Origin of the sequence: Chromohalobacter sp. 11-W (assembly GCF_029889905.1) — a bacterium.
Taxonomy (GTDB): domain Bacteria; phylum Pseudomonadota; class Gammaproteobacteria; order Pseudomonadales; family Halomonadaceae; genus Chromohalobacter.
Map to the genome: position 1 here is coordinate 426,786 of NZ_JARANZ010000002.1, position 18,537 is coordinate 445,322.

At 61.1% G+C, this 18,537-nt stretch carries 15 protein-coding genes; 5 read left to right on the top strand and 10 right to left on the bottom strand.

Annotated features, from left to right (window positions below; genetic code table 11):
* Nucleotides 1–14: 14 nt before the first annotated feature.
* Nucleotides 15–1,355 (bottom strand): metalloprotease PmbA, encoded by a 1,341-nt coding sequence (pmbA, locus tag OP494_RS04865; protein WP_280539577.1) that lies wholly within the window; start codon nucleotides 1,353–1,355, stop codon nucleotides 15–17.
* 109 nt (nucleotides 1,356–1,464) lie between these two features.
* On the opposite strand from pmbA, the gene yjgA reads away from it, so the two are divergent.
* Entirely contained in the window at nucleotides 1,465–1,983 is a 519-nt protein-coding gene (gene yjgA / locus OP494_RS04870) for a ribosome biogenesis factor YjgA (protein WP_280539578.1), read from the top strand.
* A gap of 85 nt (nucleotides 1,984–2,068) precedes the next feature.
* Here the strand turns inward: yjgA and tldD are convergent, their stop codons facing one another.
* The 7 genes from tldD to OP494_RS04905 form a co-directional block, all read right to left on the bottom strand.
* Nucleotides 2,069–3,523, bottom strand: coding sequence for a metalloprotease TldD (gene tldD / locus OP494_RS04875; protein WP_280539579.1), 1,455 nt, complete (start codon nucleotides 3,521–3,523; stop codon nucleotides 2,069–2,071).
* Nucleotides 3,520–7,410 carry an AsmA-like C-terminal region-containing protein gene (locus tag OP494_RS04880; RefSeq protein WP_280539580.1) on the bottom strand — a complete coding sequence of 1,297 codons (3,891 nt, stop codon included), beginning with the start codon at nucleotides 7,408–7,410 and terminating at the stop codon, nucleotides 3,520–3,522. The genes tldD and OP494_RS04880 overlap by 4 nt, the downstream gene beginning before the upstream one ends.
* Nucleotides 7,411–7,414: 4 nt before the next feature.
* Entirely contained in the window at nucleotides 7,415–8,878 is a 1,464-nt protein-coding gene (gene rng, locus OP494_RS04885; RefSeq protein WP_280539581.1) for a ribonuclease G, read from the bottom strand.
* A gap of 31 nt (nucleotides 8,879–8,909) precedes the next feature.
* Nucleotides 8,910–9,512, bottom strand: a complete 603-nt coding sequence (locus tag OP494_RS04890; RefSeq protein WP_280539582.1) for a Maf family protein — start codon at nucleotides 9,510–9,512, stop codon at nucleotides 8,910–8,912.
* Between the two features lie 54 nt (nucleotides 9,513–9,566).
* Complete coding sequence (gene mreD, locus OP494_RS04895) at nucleotides 9,567–10,049, bottom strand: rod shape-determining protein MreD (protein ID WP_280539583.1); 483 nt, start codon at nucleotides 10,047–10,049, stop codon at nucleotides 9,567–9,569.
* On the bottom strand, nucleotides 10,049–10,969 hold the full coding sequence (gene mreC, locus OP494_RS04900) for a rod shape-determining protein MreC (protein ID WP_280539620.1): 921 nt from the start codon (nucleotides 10,967–10,969) through the stop codon (nucleotides 10,049–10,051). Before mreC ends, mreD begins: the two co-directional genes overlap by 1 nt.
* A gap of 123 nt (nucleotides 10,970–11,092) precedes the next feature.
* A complete protein-coding gene (locus tag OP494_RS04905; RefSeq protein WP_040241875.1) occupies nucleotides 11,093–12,130 on the bottom strand; it encodes a rod shape-determining protein in 1,038 nt (345 codons plus the stop codon).
* Nucleotides 12,131–12,320: 190 nt separating this feature from the next.
* On the opposite strand from OP494_RS04905, the gene gatC reads away from it, so the two are divergent.
* The 4 genes from gatC to OP494_RS04925 all read left to right on the top strand — a co-directional run bounded on the left by gatC (nucleotide 12,321) and on the right by OP494_RS04925 (nucleotide 16,061).
* A complete protein-coding gene (gene gatC / locus OP494_RS04910; RefSeq protein ID WP_040241878.1) occupies nucleotides 12,321–12,608 on the top strand; it encodes an Asp-tRNA(Asn)/Glu-tRNA(Gln) amidotransferase subunit GatC in 288 nt (95 codons plus the stop codon).
* A 41-nt stretch (nucleotides 12,609–12,649) separates the two neighbouring features.
* Nucleotides 12,650–14,110, top strand: coding sequence for an Asp-tRNA(Asn)/Glu-tRNA(Gln) amidotransferase subunit GatA (gatA, locus tag OP494_RS04915; RefSeq protein ID WP_280539584.1), 1,461 nt, complete (start codon nucleotides 12,650–12,652; stop codon nucleotides 14,108–14,110).
* Nucleotides 14,110–15,561 (top strand): Asp-tRNA(Asn)/Glu-tRNA(Gln) amidotransferase subunit GatB, encoded by a 1,452-nt coding sequence (gene gatB / locus OP494_RS04920; protein ID WP_280539621.1) that lies wholly within the window; start codon nucleotides 14,110–14,112, stop codon nucleotides 15,559–15,561. Before gatA ends, gatB begins: the two co-directional genes overlap by 1 nt.
* 230 nt (nucleotides 15,562–15,791) lie before the next feature.
* Nucleotides 15,792–16,061 (top strand): PAAR domain-containing protein, encoded by a 270-nt coding sequence (locus OP494_RS04925; protein WP_280539585.1) that lies wholly within the window; start codon nucleotides 15,792–15,794, stop codon nucleotides 16,059–16,061.
* Here OP494_RS04925 and OP494_RS04930 read toward each other — a convergent pair.
* Together OP494_RS04930 and tssA are read right to left on the bottom strand one after the other, a co-directional pair.
* The gene (locus OP494_RS04930) at nucleotides 16,052–17,209 is read right to left on the bottom strand and encodes a hypothetical protein (RefSeq protein ID WP_280539587.1); all 1,158 of its coding nucleotides are present in this window, start codon (nucleotides 17,207–17,209) and stop codon (nucleotides 16,052–16,054) included. The two genes, OP494_RS04925 and OP494_RS04930, sit on opposite strands and share 10 nt — an antisense overlap.
* Before the next feature lie 2 nt (nucleotides 17,210–17,211).
* On the bottom strand, nucleotides 17,212–18,315 hold the full coding sequence (gene tssA, locus OP494_RS04935; RefSeq protein ID WP_280539588.1) for a type VI secretion system protein TssA: 1,104 nt from the start codon (nucleotides 18,313–18,315) through the stop codon (nucleotides 17,212–17,214).
* Nucleotides 18,316–18,537: the final 222 nt, after the last annotated feature.

Below are 18,537 nucleotides of genomic sequence, written 5' to 3' on the forward strand. Positions count from 1 at the left end.
CGTCGCCGAGCGTTTTACTCGCCCGCTACCGTCATGTCACCGATCAACCAACTGCCGGTATGCACGCTGCCCCGCGTATCGGTATCGCTGCCCACGCCTTGAAGATTGGCGAACATATCGCGCAAGTTGCCGGCAATGGTGAACTCCTCCACGGGATGCTGAATCTTGCCATCCTCGACCCAGAAACCCGACGCACCGCGTGAATAATCACCGGTCACGCCATTGACACCCTGTCCCATCAACTCGGTAACGAGTACGCCACGCCCCATCTGCGCGAGCAATTCATCCCGCGAGACGAGAGGCGCGTCGATACGCAGGTTGCGTGCACCGCCGGCATTGCCGGTCGTGGTCATTCCCAGGCGCCGCGCGCTATACGTCGAGAGCATGTAACTCGCCAAGCGCCCCTGGTCGAGGAATACGTTATCGCGCGTGGCAACGCCATCGTTATCGAAGGCCGTGCTCGCCATGGCGCCATATTCGCGAGGCCGTTCGCGCAGAGTGAACCACTCGGGGAAGATCATCTCACCCAACTGACCGCACAGGAAGGATGCCTCGCGGTACAAGGCGCCCCCGGCGATGGCGCCCATGAAACTGCCCACCAACCCGCTGGCAAGCTCGGGTGCAAAGAGCACCGGCATCCGTCCCGTCGCTGGTGAGGTCGCCCCCAACCGGGCCAACGTCTTCTCGGCGGCACGCCGCCCCACCACCTCGGGCGACTCCAAGTCCGCCGGATTGCGTACCGAGGTATAGTCGTAATCGCGTTGCATGTCCGACCCCTGACCGGCGATCAACATGCACGACAGCGAGTGGCGGCTTCCGCGCTGGCTACCCAGAAACCCATGGCTATTGCCGTAAACGCGCACGCCTTCACCACTGGAAAGGCTCGCCCCCTCGGAATTGGCGATACCCTCGACCCCGCGACCGGCGGACTCGCAAGCAAGCGCCAGTTCGATGGCATCGTCGGTGCTCAACGGCCAAGGGTAATGAACACCGAGATCCGGCAATTCCGTCGCCATCAGCGCCGCCTCGGCCAAGCCCGAGGCCGGGTCTTCCGCCGTATAGCGCGCGATATCCAACGCTTTCTCGACCGCCGCACGCAAGGATTCATCGCTCGCGTCGGATGTCGATACGCTGCCCTTGCGCTGCCCCACATACACGGTCACCGCGATACCCTGATCGCGGGATAGTTCGACGTTTTCCACGTCGCCCAGGCGTACACCGACCTCGATCCCCTGGTCCACGCTGGCGCCCACTTCGCACGCATCGGCGCCCAATCGCTTGGCCAATTCCAAGGCCTGCGCGACGCGTGCCTCCAAGCGTGCTTGCTGCTCTACGGCATCGAAGGCCTGGCTCATGGTCTACTCCTGTACTCATAAGGCCCGAGACATTGCTCAAGGGCTCGGTAGGATTGTCGAGGAAGCCTGATATACTGCACGGTCATCCCCGAAGCATGATGGTAATGCAATGTCGATCGACCTCCCCGACCCGCACGATGAAGAGGCGGGACGCCCCAGCAAGACCCAGCGCAAGAACGAGATGAAAGCCCTGCAAGCGCTGGGTGAGCGCATCATCGCCATGAGCGATGCCGAACGCGCACGCCTACCGCTTTCCGACGACATGCGCTTCGCGGTCGAGGAAACCTCGCGTATCCGCTCCCACGAAGGCCGGCGTCGCCACATGCAATACGTGGGCAAGGTCATGCGCCGCGAAGACCTTACGGCCATCCAGGCCACGTTCGACGCCATCGAGCAGGAAAGCTTACACCGCGATAACGCCTTTCATCGTCTCGAGCACTGGCGCGACCGGCTCATCGAGGACGACAGCGCAGACGCGCTGGAGGCCTTCATCGCCGAATACCCCGAGGTCGACCGCCAGACGCTGCGGCAACTCACCCGCAACGCCAAAAGCGAACGCCAGCGCGAGAAACCGCCGACGAATGCTCGCAAACTGTTCAAACTGATCCGCGAAACCGCCGGCCTCTAAGCTAGAAGCCCCAGCTTCGCCGCTCGAAGCCAGGAATTTTCTTCAAGCTTCCGGCCGCGTAGCGGCGCTCTTTCCGCTTCGAGCTTTATGACTGCGTTCCGCCCACGGTGAGTTCATCGATCTTGAGTGTCGGCTGGCCCACGCCGACCGGCACCCCCTGACCTTCCTTGCCGCAGACACCAATACCGGTATCCAGCTCGAGATCGTGACCGATCATCGATACCTGTTGCATCACCTCCGGCCCGTTGCCGATCAAGGTCGCGCCCTTGACCGGTGCGGTGATCTTGCCGTCCTCGATCAAATAAGCCTCGGAGGCAGAGAACACGAAACGTCCCGACGTGATATCGACCTGGCCACCACCAAAGCTCACCGCATAGATGCCCCGCTTGACGCTCTTGACGATATCCTCGGGATCATCCTGGCCAGCCAGCATGCAGGTATTGGTCATGCGCGGCATGGTGACGTGTGCATAGGACTCGCGACGCGCATTGCCGGTGGGCGCCATGCCCATCAGGCGTGCGTTGAGCTTGTCCTGCATGTAACCCTTGAGGATACCGTCCTCGATAAGCGTGTTGCGCTGGCTCGGCGTACCCTCGTCATCCACGCTCAGCGATCCGCGCCGGTCGGATAGCGTCCCGTCGTCGACGACCGTAACACCCGGCGCGGCCACACGCTCGCCGATACGCCCCGCGAAAGCCGAGCTGCCTTTGCGGTTAAAGTCCCCTTCGAGACCGTGCCCCACCGCCTCGTGAAGCAGAATACCGGGCCAGCCGTTGCCCAACACCACCGGCATCTGGCCGGCCGGCGCATCGACCGCCTCCAGATTGACCTTTGCCTGACGCACCGCTTCCTTGGCGAAGCGTTCCGCCACATTCTCGTCGCGCAAGCGCGCCATCGAGTAACGACCGCCACCGCCGGCACTACCGCGCTCACGACGCCCGTCACGCACAGCGATGACGCTGACGTTGAACCGCACCAAGGGGCGAATATCGGCTGCTAGCGTGCCATCGCTGGCGCGCACCATTACCACTTCATAGACGCCCGACAGCGAGGCACTGACCTGCGTAATGCATGGGTCGGCGGCGCGGGCCACGCGATCCGCCGTCTTGAGCATGGCGATTTTATCCTCAGCGGATAGCCCCGCCAGAGGATCGACATCGGCATAGCGGCGCGTGGGCATGGCGGCCTGAACCGCCTGAGGTGGCAAGCGTTGGCCGCTTCGCGCAATGCCTGCTGCGATACGTCCGGTATCGGCCAGCGCATCGGCGCTGATCTGATTGGAGTAGGCGAAGCCGGTCTTTTCCCCGGTCAGGGTGCGTACGCCGACGCCACCATCGATGCTGTAGCCGGCCTCCTTGACGTCGCCATCCTCGAGGATCCAGCTTTCTTGCCAGGTACGTTGAAAATATAAATCGGCATAGTCGATGCCCGGCCCCATGGCATGACTCAGGCCGGTATCTAGCGCCGCCAGGTCGAGACCGCCCGGCGCGAGGAGCAATGAGGTCGCCTGATTCAAGGCGCTATCGTTGAGTGCGTTCATCGGGCGCTTTCCAGTGTCAGTTGCGGCGACGACCATGGGCCGTGCACGCGGTAATGTATCTGCGTTGCCTTATCGAGCCAGCCGCCGAAAAGCTTGTGGGCAAGGTACAATCCCACGCCTACTTGCGGTGCGCCAACGAGCACGGCCGCGAGCGGCAAATTCTGGCTCACCGGCACGGTGATACCCAGTCGCTGATTCAGTGTACGCTGCACGAGATCGACTTCGCCTTGCAAGGTAAAATGGGTAGCCGAACCGTCGATTTCAACCGGGCCTCGAGTCACGAGCTTGCCGTCGAACAGCGTCGCCTCGCCATTCACGCTATTGAAAGCCGTCCCTTCCTGGGTAATATCGGAGAAATCCAACGTCAGCCGACGGAAGATATTATCTAGGTTGAGCAGCCCCACCAGTTTGGCAGGGCCCGAGTCGACCTGCCGGAAACGGCCATTGGTCAATGCCAGCGACACGCTACCCTGCGAGCGTTCCACTGCAAATTGCCATGGCGCGCCAGGCCATGCCAAGCGCGCATTCAGGTCAACGCTTTCGCTATTGACCACTTCGGGCTGTCCCAGGCGAACCAGGGCGTCGCCGAGATTGCTGCCCTTCAGGGCCAACCGCGCGCGCGTCAGGCTACCTGCTTGCCCCGCGGTTTCCCAAGCCAGCTCGCCGCTCGCCGTCACGCCGTTGACCACCAGCGACAACGGCTTGATATCCAAACGCTGTGAAGAAGTCTGCCAATCGGCATCGAGCGGACCGAAGGTTTGTCCGTCATGGCGCAGCTCGCCGACATGCAAGCGCCCATCGGGCCAGCCTTCCACGCCATCCGGAAGCGCGACGGGGTCCGGCGGTGTGGCGATTTCATCGATGAGCCTCACCTGGCCGTCGCCTTGGGTGGCACTCTCGGCAGGCCACAAGGTATCGAGATCGAGTCGCGCGAGGTTAATATCCAACGGACGCGGCGTCTCTGGCCGCCACTGCGCTTCTCCCGCCGCCACCGGGCCCGCCAGTGTCAGTTGCCATCCTTCCTCGAGCGGGGTGGCATCGGCTTGTAACGCTCCCCGACATTGTTCATCGAGAACGACACATGGCGTCGAGACGGCGATACGCCGCAGACCGCTCGAGACGTCTTCGCCGGTGCCACTCGATGTGTCGTCCGGCACGCCCTTGGGTTGCGCAGTGACTTGCCGATTGAGATCGCGTTCGCGCAGCAGCGAGATCCATTGTTGGGGATCCAAGCGAGGCGGCTGCCAGTTCACGGTCCAACCATCCTGCTGTGGCCACTGAGGCGCTTCCGGCCAATTTTCCAACCATGCCTGGCCTTGTAAGCGTTCGCCTTGCGTACGCCAGCGTAAGCGCCCCCAGTCCGACACTCGAACTCGGCCGCTACCCGAGGCCACATCCGCGCTGACTTCCAGCGGCGTTGTGTCGTCGACGGTCTTGCCAAAGGGGGCCGGCAGGCGCAGGGCCAGACCCTTGAGATCGCTGGTGACGCGCACGCTCGCGTTGTCCTCGTCATCGAAGGTAACCCGTGCGCGATACGGTAGCGTGCCCTCGGCAAGCGCGGGCTGCGGCGCTAGGCGCGCCCAGCTCAACAGCCCCTCGGCGCTGGCACGGCCCGTGAAGGTGAAGCCATCACCGCCCATATCCAGCGTGCCCTTCATGTTGCCTCCCAACGCCCGTGCACTCACGTCACCGGTCAGCAGGTCCTGATCCTTGAGGTGTCGATAACGCATATCCCCCTCAACATTCTGGAGCGGAAGGCGCAACATGCCGAGATACAGTTGCGAGGCCTCGACGCGCCCCTGGATATCGGCCTTCATCGCTTCAGGAATTGCCAGTGGAATCGTCATGTCGAGATCGGCCTCGACGTGGCCTTCACTCTGCCAATCGGCGAAGGTTTCGCTGAGCCCTTCCAGCGGCGCTTCGGCGAGATAATCCAGCAAGGCCTGGCTGGACCCTGTGACCGGCCCGCGCACACCCAACGTATTGCCGACCATCAAGACGCGGGCGTCACGCGTTTCCAGACCCATGCTGGAAGCGTGATCCACCTGCGCAACCAGGGTCTGGTTGTCGATATCCAAATGGCCGGCAACGTTTTCCAGCGCTGGCCATTCGGGATCATAAGGCAGACGGCCCTGCTCGACATCCAACTGTAGCTGCAGGCGATCGTCGGGATTGACGAATAACTCTCCCTCGGGCGCCTCGCGTTCGGTCAGCGTCTGCGACAAGGACAGACTGCCCTGAGCAACGCGCCCACTGACCTGCGACAGCCAATCGAGCAATTCTTCGTCCATGGCTTGGGTGGGGAGCCAGTCGAGCAGCGGTGTATCGATCGCATCGGCATCGGAAAACGCCAAGTCAAGATCGAGATGCCCGGGTACGTCCTCAGCCAGTGGCAGGTGGACCGCAAAGGTGCCATTCACCTCGGCCCCACGCCAGTTGGCTTGCAACGCCTTGCTCTCGATGTCGAAGGCGTTACCGTCACGCTGCCAGTCAATACGCCCGCTCGCGGCATCCACCTCGATCGGTTGGGCATAGACGTCGGGGAACGCGAGCGCCATGCTCGACTCATCACGAAATTGTACGCTTCCCGAAGCGTTTTCGGTGGTCACCCAGGCGCTGAATGGTCCGCCACCGGGAATGCCATCCCAAGCCGACACGCGTGCCCCCGTCAATGCCGTGCGTGAAAACCAGCGGCCGTCATGACGCCCGACTTCGAGGCCGGCGACTTGCCCCTTTGGGGCCATCTGCTCGAGCATTCGTGCGTGCTCATCGGATAATGGCAGCATGCCGCCCCAGGCGGCCAACGCATCCAGGGAAAAACCACTGCTGCGCAGCCACCAGTCGGCGCCTTCAACGCGCGCCTGTAATCGCTCGGGCAAAGGGGAGCCTTCGTGGCCGTCGCCGTCGCGCTTGGCGCCTAACCCATTGGCCCAGATATCCCAGCCGCCATCATCATCCCGCAACGCCTGGGCACGCACGCCGATATCCTCGAACGCCAGCGGCGGGCCATCACGCCGCGTGATATTCAGCCTGGGTAGCGACAAGCGCAGGCGAGCATCCTCGAGACGGGCATCATGCCAACGGGCCCATAGCCGGGCGTCGCCTTCTACTGTTTTCAGAGTGTAGCGTTGCTGAGCGGTCAACACCTGTCCCAAGGCACGCAACCCTTGGGCATTGACGTCAACTTGCAAGGCGGCATTGAAGGCACCCAGCCCATGACGCCCGGGCAGCACCTCGAGCACCGCACTCAAGGCCGCCTCCGGCTGGCCGTCGACATGCATCTGGCCTTCGAGGTGGGCCTGTGAATCGCCGCCCGCCATCAGCACGCGCGGTGCCACGAGCGTGACATCATTCTGTCGCCCATGCAGGACCACGCGCACGTCATGAATGGCGACACGCTGACGCAGAAGAGCGCCGACCCAACGGTCGATATCGGCGAGGCGGAAGCGGCCCGGTGCCTGAACCTCATCAGGCACTTCCGCCGAAGGCCAGCCCCATCCCCCTTCGGCACGCTGATAGAGATGCAGCGTCGCTTGTTCGACCTCGGCCCTTTCGAAAACGGGGTACCCCGCGCGCAGCGACGCCAGAGTATCGAGACGCGCATGCGCGCTCTCGAGGCTGAGCAAAGGCGGCGCCTGGGGTGCTTTAGCACGCAAGGTCATTCCCGAAAGCGTCGCCGACGGGTCCCAACCATGCCAAGCGGCGCCGATATGCTCGAGCTCGGCATCGGCGCTGAAACGTTCGGAAAGCTGGGCTTCGATATCGTCGCGAAACGCATCGGCCTGTGTTGCCAAGCCGCGCAACGCCAGCAGCACCAGCACAATGATGCTCAGTACTACTGCCACGACCGTGAGCGCCCAGCGCCACCCTCCTCGCAACGCATTCATGGGCTCACATCAGCACGATGTCGTACTGCTCCTGGGAATAGTGGGCTTCGACCTGGAAGCGGATCGTCTTGCCGATAAAGGCTTCCAGGTCCGCCACCGCCGTCGATTCCTCGTCGAGCAGGCGATCGACCACGCCCTGAGAAGCCAAGACCATGTAGGTTTCCGGGCTGTAGGCACGCTCCTCGCGCAGGATTTCCCGAAATATCTCGTAGCACACGGTCTCCGGTGTCTTGAGCGTTCCGCGTCCCTGGCACGTCAAGCAAGGCTCGCACAGGGTCTGCTCGAGGCTTTCGCGGGTACGCTTGCGCGTCACCTGCACCAAGCCGAGCTCGGTCACGCCGGTCAGCTTGTTCTTGGCGTGGTCGCGTTCCAGCGCCTTCTCGAGAACACGCAGGACTTGACGCTGGTGCTCGAGCTCTTCCATGTCGATGAAATCGATGATGATAATGCCACCCAGATTGCGTAGCCGAAGTTGACGCGCAATCGCCGTGGCCGCCTCGAGGTTGGTCTTGAAGATGGTTTCCTCAAGATTGCGATGCCCCACGTAACCACCGGTATTGACGTCGATGGTGGTCATCGCCTCGGTCTGGTCGATCACCAGATACCCGCCCGACTTGAGCTGCACCTTACGGCCCAGGGCTTTCTGGATCTCGTCCTCGACGCTGTAAAGATCGAACAGCGGGCGCTCACCGGGATAGTACTCGATGCTCGACTCGACATCGGGCATGAATTCCTTGGCGAACTCCTTGAGCTTGGCGTAGTTTTCGCGCGAGTCGATGCGTACGCGCTCGATATCGGCGCGCAACACGTCGCGCAACGTGCGGATGAATAACGGCAGATCATCGTAAAGAAGGGCCGGTGGCGTGGCGCTGTGGCGACGTTCATCGACCTTGCGCCAGAGCCGCAACAAGAAATGCATGTCGGTCGCCAGCTCTTCCTGCCCCACTCCCTCGGCCGCCGTGCGGATGATCACGCCCCCCGGCGCTTCATCTTGCATTGCCGCCTGGGAGGCTTCGATCAACGTCTTGAGCCGCTCGCGTTCGCTCTCATCCTCGATACGCTGGGAGACACCCGTATGCGGCGAGTCGGGCATGTAGACCAGATAGCGCGACGGCACCGACAGGTGCGTGGTCAAACGCGCCCCTTTCGATGCGATGGGATCCTTGGTGACCTGCACGACTAACGACTGACCTTCCTGGAGCAAGTGCGAGATCGTGGTGTGCTCATCGATGCTCGCATTGGGTGCAACGACTTCGTTGACATGAATGAAGGCCGCTCGCTCGAGCCCAATATCAACGAAGGCGGCCTGCATGCCAGGCAATACACGCACCACCTTGCCCTTATAGATATTGCCCACGATGCCACGCCGACGGCTGCGTTCGATGAAGGCTTCTTGCAAGACACCGTTCTCGACCACGGCGACGCGTGTCTCCATGGGCGTCAAATTGATCAGTACCTCGCCGCTCATGCGTTGCCCCTAACCAGATAATCTGTCGGCATTATGGCACAGCCAAGCGCTGGCCCCACAGCGAGACACCTTGGCGCGTCAATAACTTGGCAGTCTCGAAAAGGGGTAACCCGACCACTGCGGAGTGACTGCCTTCAATGCGCTCAACGAAGATCGCCGCCAAGCCTTGAATGGCATAGGCGCCGGCCTTGTCGACGGGCTCACCACTACGCCAGTAGGCCTCGATCTCGTGCGTTTCGAGCAGGCGCAGTGTCACTCGAGTCGTCACGCAGGTCGACAACATGCCGCACGGCCCCGTCACCGCGACGCCCGTCATCACCTCATGTGTGGTGCCCGACAACGCTGTGAGCATGGCGACTGCATCTTCGCGATCACGCGGTTTGCCCAGGATACGCTGCCCCAACACCACGGCTGTGTCGGACCCCAGTGTGGGTAACGACGTGCCCACCGCACCGGCCTGCGCCTTGTCTCGTGCCAGGCGCTCCACATAAGCGGCAGGCAATTCCCCTGACTGCGGTGTCTCATCGATATCGGTCGGTACTATTTCGAGCTTGACGCCGATCGACGCCAATAACTCACGGCGACGCGGCGAAGCCGACGCCAGGCGCAACGACGCCCCCTGGTGTGTGGACATGCGCTTTTCCTCACGGTTTGGGTGGCAGAGGCCACGCGCATCGAGGTAGCAGAGTCAGACGATTTTCAAGCGGCGACGCAGTACTTGCATCATGGTGAACAACCACGGCCACAAGGCAGCGCCTACGAGCGCGGGCAGCAAGAATGCCAGATGGATAGAGACGGGGCCGAAGATCGTGCGCAGCCATTGCTCGACCAATTGAATCAAGCCCAGCAACACAAACAGCAGAACGGCCTGTTGCCAAATGGAATAGGCACGCAGGCGTTGATAGAGCAAGAGACACAAATAGGTAAGCATCGACAACGTCAAGGCGTTCTGGCCCAAGGGCGTGCCCTCGATCAGATCCAGCAGCAAGCCGAGCACGAAACCATGGAGGACGCCGACGCGCTGGGGGGCAGCAATGCACCAATAAGCCAATGCCAGACCAAGCCAATTGGGACGCCACATCAACCATGCATCGGGCAGCGGCATGACCTGCAAGCACAAGCTCACCAGCAGGGTGAACCAGATCATGAGAAGTCCTGGCAAGCGCATCATTAGCGCGCCTCCTCAAGCTCGCTGGGCATTTTTCCCGTCCCACCATCCATCAAGTGCAAGGCGGCCTCGATATTGACATCGCTGGTAACGGCCGCCGCTGCAGGTGAGGGAAAAAGCAGCAAGAAATGCCGAGAGCGTTCGGGTTGCGCAAGCGGTCGTGCCTCGACATTCGCGAAAGAATGCTGGCCATCCCTATCGACCTGCGTGATCTCCGCGACAGGGTAGCCCTCAGGAAAACGCCCGCCCAAGCCCGACGTCGTGAGCAAGTCACCTTCCTTGATATCAGCGGTCGCCGGCACATTGAGAACATTCAGAGTATCGAGATTGCCGGAGCCCTGGACGATGAAACGCTGCCCGCTGCGATTGATCTGAATCGGCACTGCATTGTTGGCGTCACTCACCATCAATACACGGCTCGTATAGGCGGATACGGCGATGACCTGCCCGATCAGGCCGGAGGCATCCATTACCGGTTGGCCTACATAGACACCATCACGTCGCCCTCGCCCGATCACCATCTGCTGGGTGAAAGGGTCGGAATCCAGCGACAATAACTCAGCCGTGATATATGGCGCCTCATCACGCGGCGCGGCATGCAGTAACTCTCGCAGACGCACGTTTTCCGCCGTCAAGTTCGCCATGCGCTGCACACGATGCGATAGCGTCAGCAACTGCTGGCGCAAACGCTGGTTTTCATCCACCAGAGCACGCTGATCCGAAAAGACCAGTGCCGCCCAGGACAACCCTTCACTGGGCCAACTCACCGCCCATTGCACGGGCGCCACCACCGTGGTCAGTTGCGAGCGCACATCGTCCATGAAAGGCAGGCGATGCTCCGCGAACATCAACGAAAAAGCAGCCACCGCACATAGCAACATACGATAGCTAGGCACCGGGCCATGCGAAAACAGAGGTTTAATAAGCCTTCCTCCGCAGACAGGGCGCAAGACTCATAACGACCGGACACACGCCTGAAGCCACTCGCGATGCGTGTGGCTTCCAGGCAAGCGTATCGGCGCTAACATGGCAAGCGCCCGCGTGCGTCAATCGCTGGACAGCAACTCGAAGGTCCGCTGGTCGATCATTTCCAGCGCCTTGCCGCCGCCACGGGCCACACATGTCAACGAGTCCTCGGCAACGATCACCGGCAAGCCCGTCTCTTCGGCGATCAGCTTGTCGATGTCACGCAGCAACGCACCACCGCCGGTCAACACCACGCCACGTTCGGCGATGTCCGACGCCAGTTCGGGAGGCGATTGCTCCAAGGCGCTCTTGACCGCCGCGACGATGGACGAGAGTGGGTCCTGCAAGGCGTCGAGAATCTCGTGCGAATTGAGCGTAAAGCTACGCGGAATGCCTTCCGCCAGATTGCGACCGCGCACATCGATTTCACGCAGCTCGCCGCCGGGATAGGCACACCCGATTTCTTCCTTGATACGCTCGGCGGTCGCCTCGCCGATCAGGCTACCGTAATGACGGCGCACATACGCCGTAATCGCCTCATCGAAGCGATCGCCCCCGACGCGAATCGATTCGGAATACACCACGCCGTTGAGCGAGATGATCGCGATCTCGGAGGTCCCGCCACCGATATCGACGACCATTGACCCCGTCGCCTCCTCGACCGGCAGGCCGGCACCGATGGCCGCGGCCATGGGCTCTTCGATGAGGAAAACCTCACGCGCGCCGGCACCTTCCGCCGATTCCTTGATGGCGCGCCGCTCGACCTGGGTCGACATGCACGGCACACAGACCAAGACACGCGGGCTCGGCGTCAAGAATGTACTTTGATGCACCTTACGAATGAAGTGCTGGAGCATCTGCTCAGTGACGGTAAAATCAGCGATGACACCGTCCTTCATGGGACGGATCGCGGTAATGTTGCCAGGGGTACGACCTAGCATGCGCTTAGCATCGATCCCCACGGACGCGACGGTGCGCATATTGCCAGACTGGCGGATAGCCACGACCGACGGCTCGTCGAGCACGATACCGCGACCGCGCACGTAAATCAGTGTGTTGGCGGTTCCCAAGTCGATCGACAGATCGCTCGAGAAAAGCCCCCGTAAACGTTTAAACATGGAAGTCTTTCACCTAGTCCAGACCGGAACCCTGTGCGGACGCAAACGGTACCATCGCGGGGATGGCGCGGCAAGCAAAGGCCTGTCAGCGCTCGCCAGATATGGTAAATTCTGGGGTTATCCCCGGCGTCAGACCTTCATTGGCGCGGCGATGACATGCGCCGCGCAGTATCCATAAAAGGCAAACGATATGGCGATCGAACATGCAGACGTTCTCCGTGCCGCTCACTTGGCCCGCGTCGGCTTGAGTGAGGACGAAGCAACCGGCTATGTCGACGACTTGAGCCGCATCCTGAAGATGGTCGACCAACTTCAGGCCGTCGACACTCAAGACATCACCCCATTGGCGCATCCGCTGGATGCCACCCAGCGCCTACGTCCCGACGAGGTGACCGAGCATAGTCAGCGAGAACGCTTCCAGGCTTGTGCACCCGCCGTCACCGACGGTCTTTACCTCGTCCCGCGCGTCGTCGAGTGAAGCATCCTCGTCAGGATTCGAATCAGGAGTCATATTCTTCCATGCATGACAAGACCCTCACGGAGCTTGCCGCCGGTCTTCAAGCAGGCGAGTTCTCCAGCCGTGAGCTGTGCCAGACGGCACTCGAACGCATCGAGCACCTCGATGGCGAGCTCAACAGCTTCATTACCGTGACCGCCGAGCAGGCACTGGCCAACGCCGATGCCGCCGACCGTGCACGCGAAGCCGGCGACGCCGGCCCTCTCGCAGGTTTGCCGCTCGCCCTCAAGGACATCTTCTGCACCCAGGGCGTGCGTACCAGCTGCGGCTCGAAGATGCTCGACGACTTCGTCTCTCCCTACGATGCCACGGTGGTCGAAAAACTACGTCAGGCCGGCACGATCAACCTTGGAAAGACCAACATGGACGAGTTCGCCATGGGCTCGTCCAATGAGAACAGCTTCTACGGCCCGGTCAAGAACCCCTGGGACTTGAGCGCCGTGCCCGGCGGTTCCTCAGGCGGTAGCGCCGCGGCCGTCGCCGCGGGCCTGGTACCGGCAGCGCTCGGCACCGATACCGGCGGCTCGATTCGGCAACCGGCCGCCTTTTGCGGCATTACCGGCCTGAAGCCCACCTACGGACGCGTGTCGCGCTATGGCATGGTGGCCTACGCGTCGAGCCTCGATCAGGGCGGTCCCATGGCACGCACCGCCGCCGACTGTGCCCTGCTGCTCGAAACCATCGCCGGCCACGACGTTCGCGATTCCACCAGCGTGGCACGCGTGGTGCCCGACTACTCCGCCGAGCTCGACACCTCGCTGGCCGGCCTCAAGATCGGGCTACCCAAAGAATATTTCGGTGACGGGCTCGATCCCGAGGTCGAAACCGCCGTGCGTGAAGCGATCAAGGTCTACGAGTCGCTCGGCGCCAAGGTCTGCGAAGTCAGCCTGCCGCACACGCACCTGGCGATTCCCGCCTACTACGTCATCGCACCGGCGGAGGCATCGTCCAACCTGTCGCGTTATGACGGCGTGCGCTTCGGCCACCGCTGCGAGGATCCGACCGACCTCGAGGACCTCTACAAGCGCACGCGGGCCGAAGGCTTCGGCGAAGAGGTCAAGCGGCGCATCCTGATCGGCACGCACACGCTTTCTGAAGGGTTCTTCGACGCTTACTACCTCAAGGCACAGCAAGTGCGCCGCCTGATCCGCCAGGACTTTCTCGACGCCTTCGACGAAGTCGACGTGCTCATGGGGCCGACCGCCCCCACGCCGGCCTTCGACCTCGGCGCGCAGAAAGACCCGGTCTCGATGTACCTGCAGGATATCTACACCATCGCCGTCAACCTGGCCGGTATTCCGGGCATCAGCGTTCCGGCCGGCTTTGCCGGTAACCGCCCCGTAGGCCTCCAGGTGCTGGCTCCGCACTTCGCCGAGGCCCAGCTGCTCGGCGTGGCGCATCAATTCCAGCAGGCCACCGACTGGCACCTCAAGCGTCCGGCATTCGGCAAGGAGATGGCATGATGCAGTGGGAAACCGTGATCGGGCTCGAGGTCCACGTTCAGCTCGCCACCCAGTCCAAGATCTTCTCCGGCGCGTCCACCGCCTTCGGCGCCGAGCCCAATACCCAGGCCTGCGCCGTGGACCTCGGCATGCCCGGCGTGCTGCCGGTACTCAATGAAAACGCCGTCGCCATGGCGGTGAAGTTCGGCCTCGCCATTGATGCCGAGATCCCCGAGACCTCGTTGTTCGAGCGCAAGAACTACTTCTACCCCGACCTACCCAAGGGGTATCAGACAAGCCAGATGGCGCAACCTATCGTCGGCCCCGGTAATGTCGAAATCACACTCGACGACGGATCAGCGCGCACGATCCGTATTCATCACGCCCATCTCGAAGAAGATGCCGGAAAGTCGCTCCACGAGGACTATCACGGCATGACCGGCATCGATCTCAATCGCGCCGGCACGCCGCTTCTGGAGATCGTTTCCGAGCCCGATATGCGTTCGGCCAAGGAAGCGGTCGCCTATATTCGTGCGATTCACGCCATCGTTACCTATCTCGGCATCTCCGACGGCAACATGGCGGAGGGATCGATGCGCTGTGACGTCAACGTTTCGGTACGCCCCAAGGGCCAGGCGGCATTCGGCACCCGCGCGGAGATCAAGAACGTCAACTCGTTCCGCTTCGTCGAAAAGGCCATTGCCTTCGAGGTCGAGCGTCAGATCGAACTCATCGAGGATGGCGGCGAGGTCATTCAGGAAACCCGCCTGTTCGACCCCGAACGCGACGAGACACGCGGCATGCGTACCAAAGAGGAAGCCAACGATTACCGTTACTTCCCCTGCCCCGATCTGCTGCCGGTCACCCTCGACAGCGCCTATGTCGATCATCAGCGCGCACTCATGCCCGAGCTGCCCAGTGAAAAGCGTCACCGCTTCGAAAACCAGTTGGGCCTTTCCGCCTACGATGCCGGCGTGCTGGCTTCAAGCCGCGCCATGGCCGAGTACTTCGAAGCCGTCAAAGAAACCTGTGGCGATGCCAAGCAAGCCGCCAACTGGGTACAAGGCGAGCTCTCGGCCAATCTCAATCGCGAAAGCCTGGAGATTGGCGATAGCCCGGTCACGGCCGAACAGCTCGGCGGCCTCATCCAACGCGTGATGGACGACACCATTAGCGGCAAAGCCGCCAAGCAAGTCTTCCAGGCGCTTTGGGACGGCGAGGCCGACAGCGCTGATGCCATCATCGACGCACGCGGCCTCAAGCAGGTCACCGACACGGGCGCCATCGAGGGCATGATCGATCAGGTCATCGCCGACAGTCCGGTTCAGGTCGCCCAGTACCGTGAAGCCGATGAAGCCAAACGCGGAAAGATGATCGGCTACTTCGTGGGACAAGTCATGAAGGCTTCTCGCGGCACCGCCAATCCGCAGCAGGTCAATAGCCTGCTCAAGCAGAAGCTGGATGACGCCTGACGACGCCCCGACATACCCGAAGGTGTTACCCCAGCCACCACGAGAGCAACAAAAGTAACAGCAGCACACCGGCTACGACTTTCCATAGCGTGGCCGGTTGCTGCCATGGCTGGCGGGCCTCGGGGTCGTCGCGGCACTTGTAACGAACCCTGAACAATGGCTAAATTAACGCTCGTTAATAAGGCCATACTGTCTGGCTTACTTTTCCCTTTGTCAGGAAGCCCCAATCGATGAAAGGCATCGTTGTACTCGGTGACGCTACCAGCCACGGTGGCAAAGTCATCACCGCACAAAGCAACTACTTGATCGACGGCACACCTGTTGCCTGCGTGGGCGACAAAGTCACCTGCCCAAAAGATGGACATGGCGGCACTAACGCCATCGTGGAAGGCCACCCGACCATGAAGGTCAATGGCAAACCGGTCGCCCTACACGGTCACAAGACTGCCTGTGGCGCCACCTTGATCTCTTCGCATAATGCCGACAGCGGTCACGAATGATGGGCCACCTGCTCGTGCTCGGCCGCGCAGGATCGTAATATCCATGTTCGTGAAACGGTTTCTGGCGCTACCCCAATAATCAAGGCGCTATCCGAAGGCGATAGCGGTGCCAGCGCCAGCACCCAACTCAGCGCCGACAATGCCTCACCAGGCCAGCCACAAAGTTGGTCGATACCCACCCCGTCTTCGATCATGTCGATTTCCGGCCAGCGCTCTATCACCGCACTGCCCACTTCTACCGCCCTGCCGGGCAGCCCCATGGCATCGATGACCACATGCGAGGGCGCGCCACTCTCGAGTGTTGGTGGTGACTCAGCCGGCAATGGCCACGCCTGAGACAAATGTTCCAGCAGCGTCTGGCGTTTGGCATGATCTCGCCGGCTCGATCGTGCCTGATGTTCGGTGGTGAGACCTTTCTCAACACACCAGCCCGCCATAGCGTCCTGCACTTCCGGTAGGCATCGCTGGATCAGCAGCGACGCAACTGCCTCTCCAGGACAAAGGCCAGCACCTTTCGCAGTACGTCCCGAAGCGCGGTGATGTTGCAACGAGGTCGCGTCTTCAGCATTGAGCAGTGAGTCAGCACTGATCCACAGTACATAGGGCATGCCCCCGTCGTTTCCGACGGTCAGACTGGCATGCGGGTCTCCTCCCCCTTCATGCCGAAGCGCGCCCAATACCGAGGCATATCGTGTCTCGTCGATGGCGCCACGAAGAGATGCAAGAACGATATCGATAGCCTCTGGAGACTTAAGCGGTGATGTTACGATGACATCGAAGAAAGCATCTTCGGGAAGCGCCTCCAGCATCACCAACGCCTCGGTCAAAAGCGTCTGTATCAACTCGTGAACTCGCAAGGCCTTGTATTCGCACCTCTGCAACCGAGGTGCATGCAAAGGCGCGACATCGGCCACCTGGTGCACCAGAAGCTGGAAACCATCAGGGCCACAAAGCGATGAAGAAAGTTCAGGCGTGTGCTCGTCGGGAATACTCCCAGCACAGATGAGCCCAGCCGCTGTCAGCGCCACGCCATCGATCAGTCGAAGACAATCCGGATCATAGTCAGTGCGCCTCAACGTCGTTTCGACGGCCGACTCGCAAGGCTGTGCGCGCTGATGAAGACGATCGAAGATCGAAGAACGTTTCATGGTCAATAGTCATCGTCCCTAGACTGAGTACCCAAGGTATCGCGGATATTGTCGATCACTCCGTGATCCTTGATCACGTCCTTAAGCCATTCTTCCAGTGGCATGCGTCCCCACTTCACGGCGCGTTCGATCAGATACGGGACGGGGCTGTGGGGCTCGCGATCCTTGAAGTAGCGGGCAACCCCGTTAAGCATCTCGAAGGCTTCTTCACGGCTATTTGGAACAGTCCGCAACGTACCGGATACCTGAGCCGGCAGTGCGACACTGGGTTCTACCCGTTCCGATGTCGTATCCTCCACCTCCGTGGCAATTGCTTCGTCTTTCGAGGAAACGCTGACCCCACGCTCGCGAAGTAGCCTTTCAGTGAGATCGCGACACTGAACAAGCACTTTCTCGAGCCCGGAAAAATTTGGTGCATCACGCCCGAAGCGCTGCTCGCCGATACTCTCCAATTGCCCCAACGCCGTCAGCGTAGCCACTATATCCGCATGGCGACTTTGAAAGAACTCAGTACCGGTCAACACTACTGAGCGCTGAAAGATTTCGTCATTGATCTTGCCATCGCTCAGTGCGTTTTCCATCGCTTCAGGATCGTTGCGAGCCTGATTTTCGACCTGACGCGATTCATCATAATCGGCCAGCCCGTATCCTTCTTCTGCCATCAATGGCAGTGTCCTAACCACACCGATCAAAGTATCGCCTAGCCAACTCAAGCGCGCCGTGCGCTCATCGAGATCATCTTCATCAAGCTCGGGGTAGAGCGTTTCCCAGAATTCATCGAGCAAACGCGCTGCCAGTGTCAGACCGAAGTCGATCCCCTTGAATCCTTCACGGTGAGCCAGCCCTTCACATAGCCACCCCACCAGTTGCAGATCCTTGCTCTGCGTCACCAATGCGTCACTGGCCAGGTTGACGACCTGGCCCCAATCGGATTGCTTCAGCTCGGCCTGCCACTCCCCCTGGGGTAAGTAAGTCGGGTCGGCGCGACGTGCCTCTTTAATTTCATCGAAGAGGAGCGAGAAAGATAGGTCCTCGCCTCCAGCATGACTACTGCCATCAATAGGCTTAAGCAATGCGTCGACAGAGAGTTCACCGAGTTGCTCCATGACGTTTCTCGCCCTCTTTATGTACCGTTAGGGACTTCAACATTCTCGAGCCAACGGGTGCGTTTAGCGATGACTCACGCAGTGGGACAAAGCCCCATGCTTCGTCCAACTGGGTCACTCAACGCAACATCCCCGTGACGCTTCGCTTGCATGAAGACCACCGAATTCAAAAAAGACAGACCCACCCCCGGCACCGGAGGTGGGTATGTCACTCAACTACCC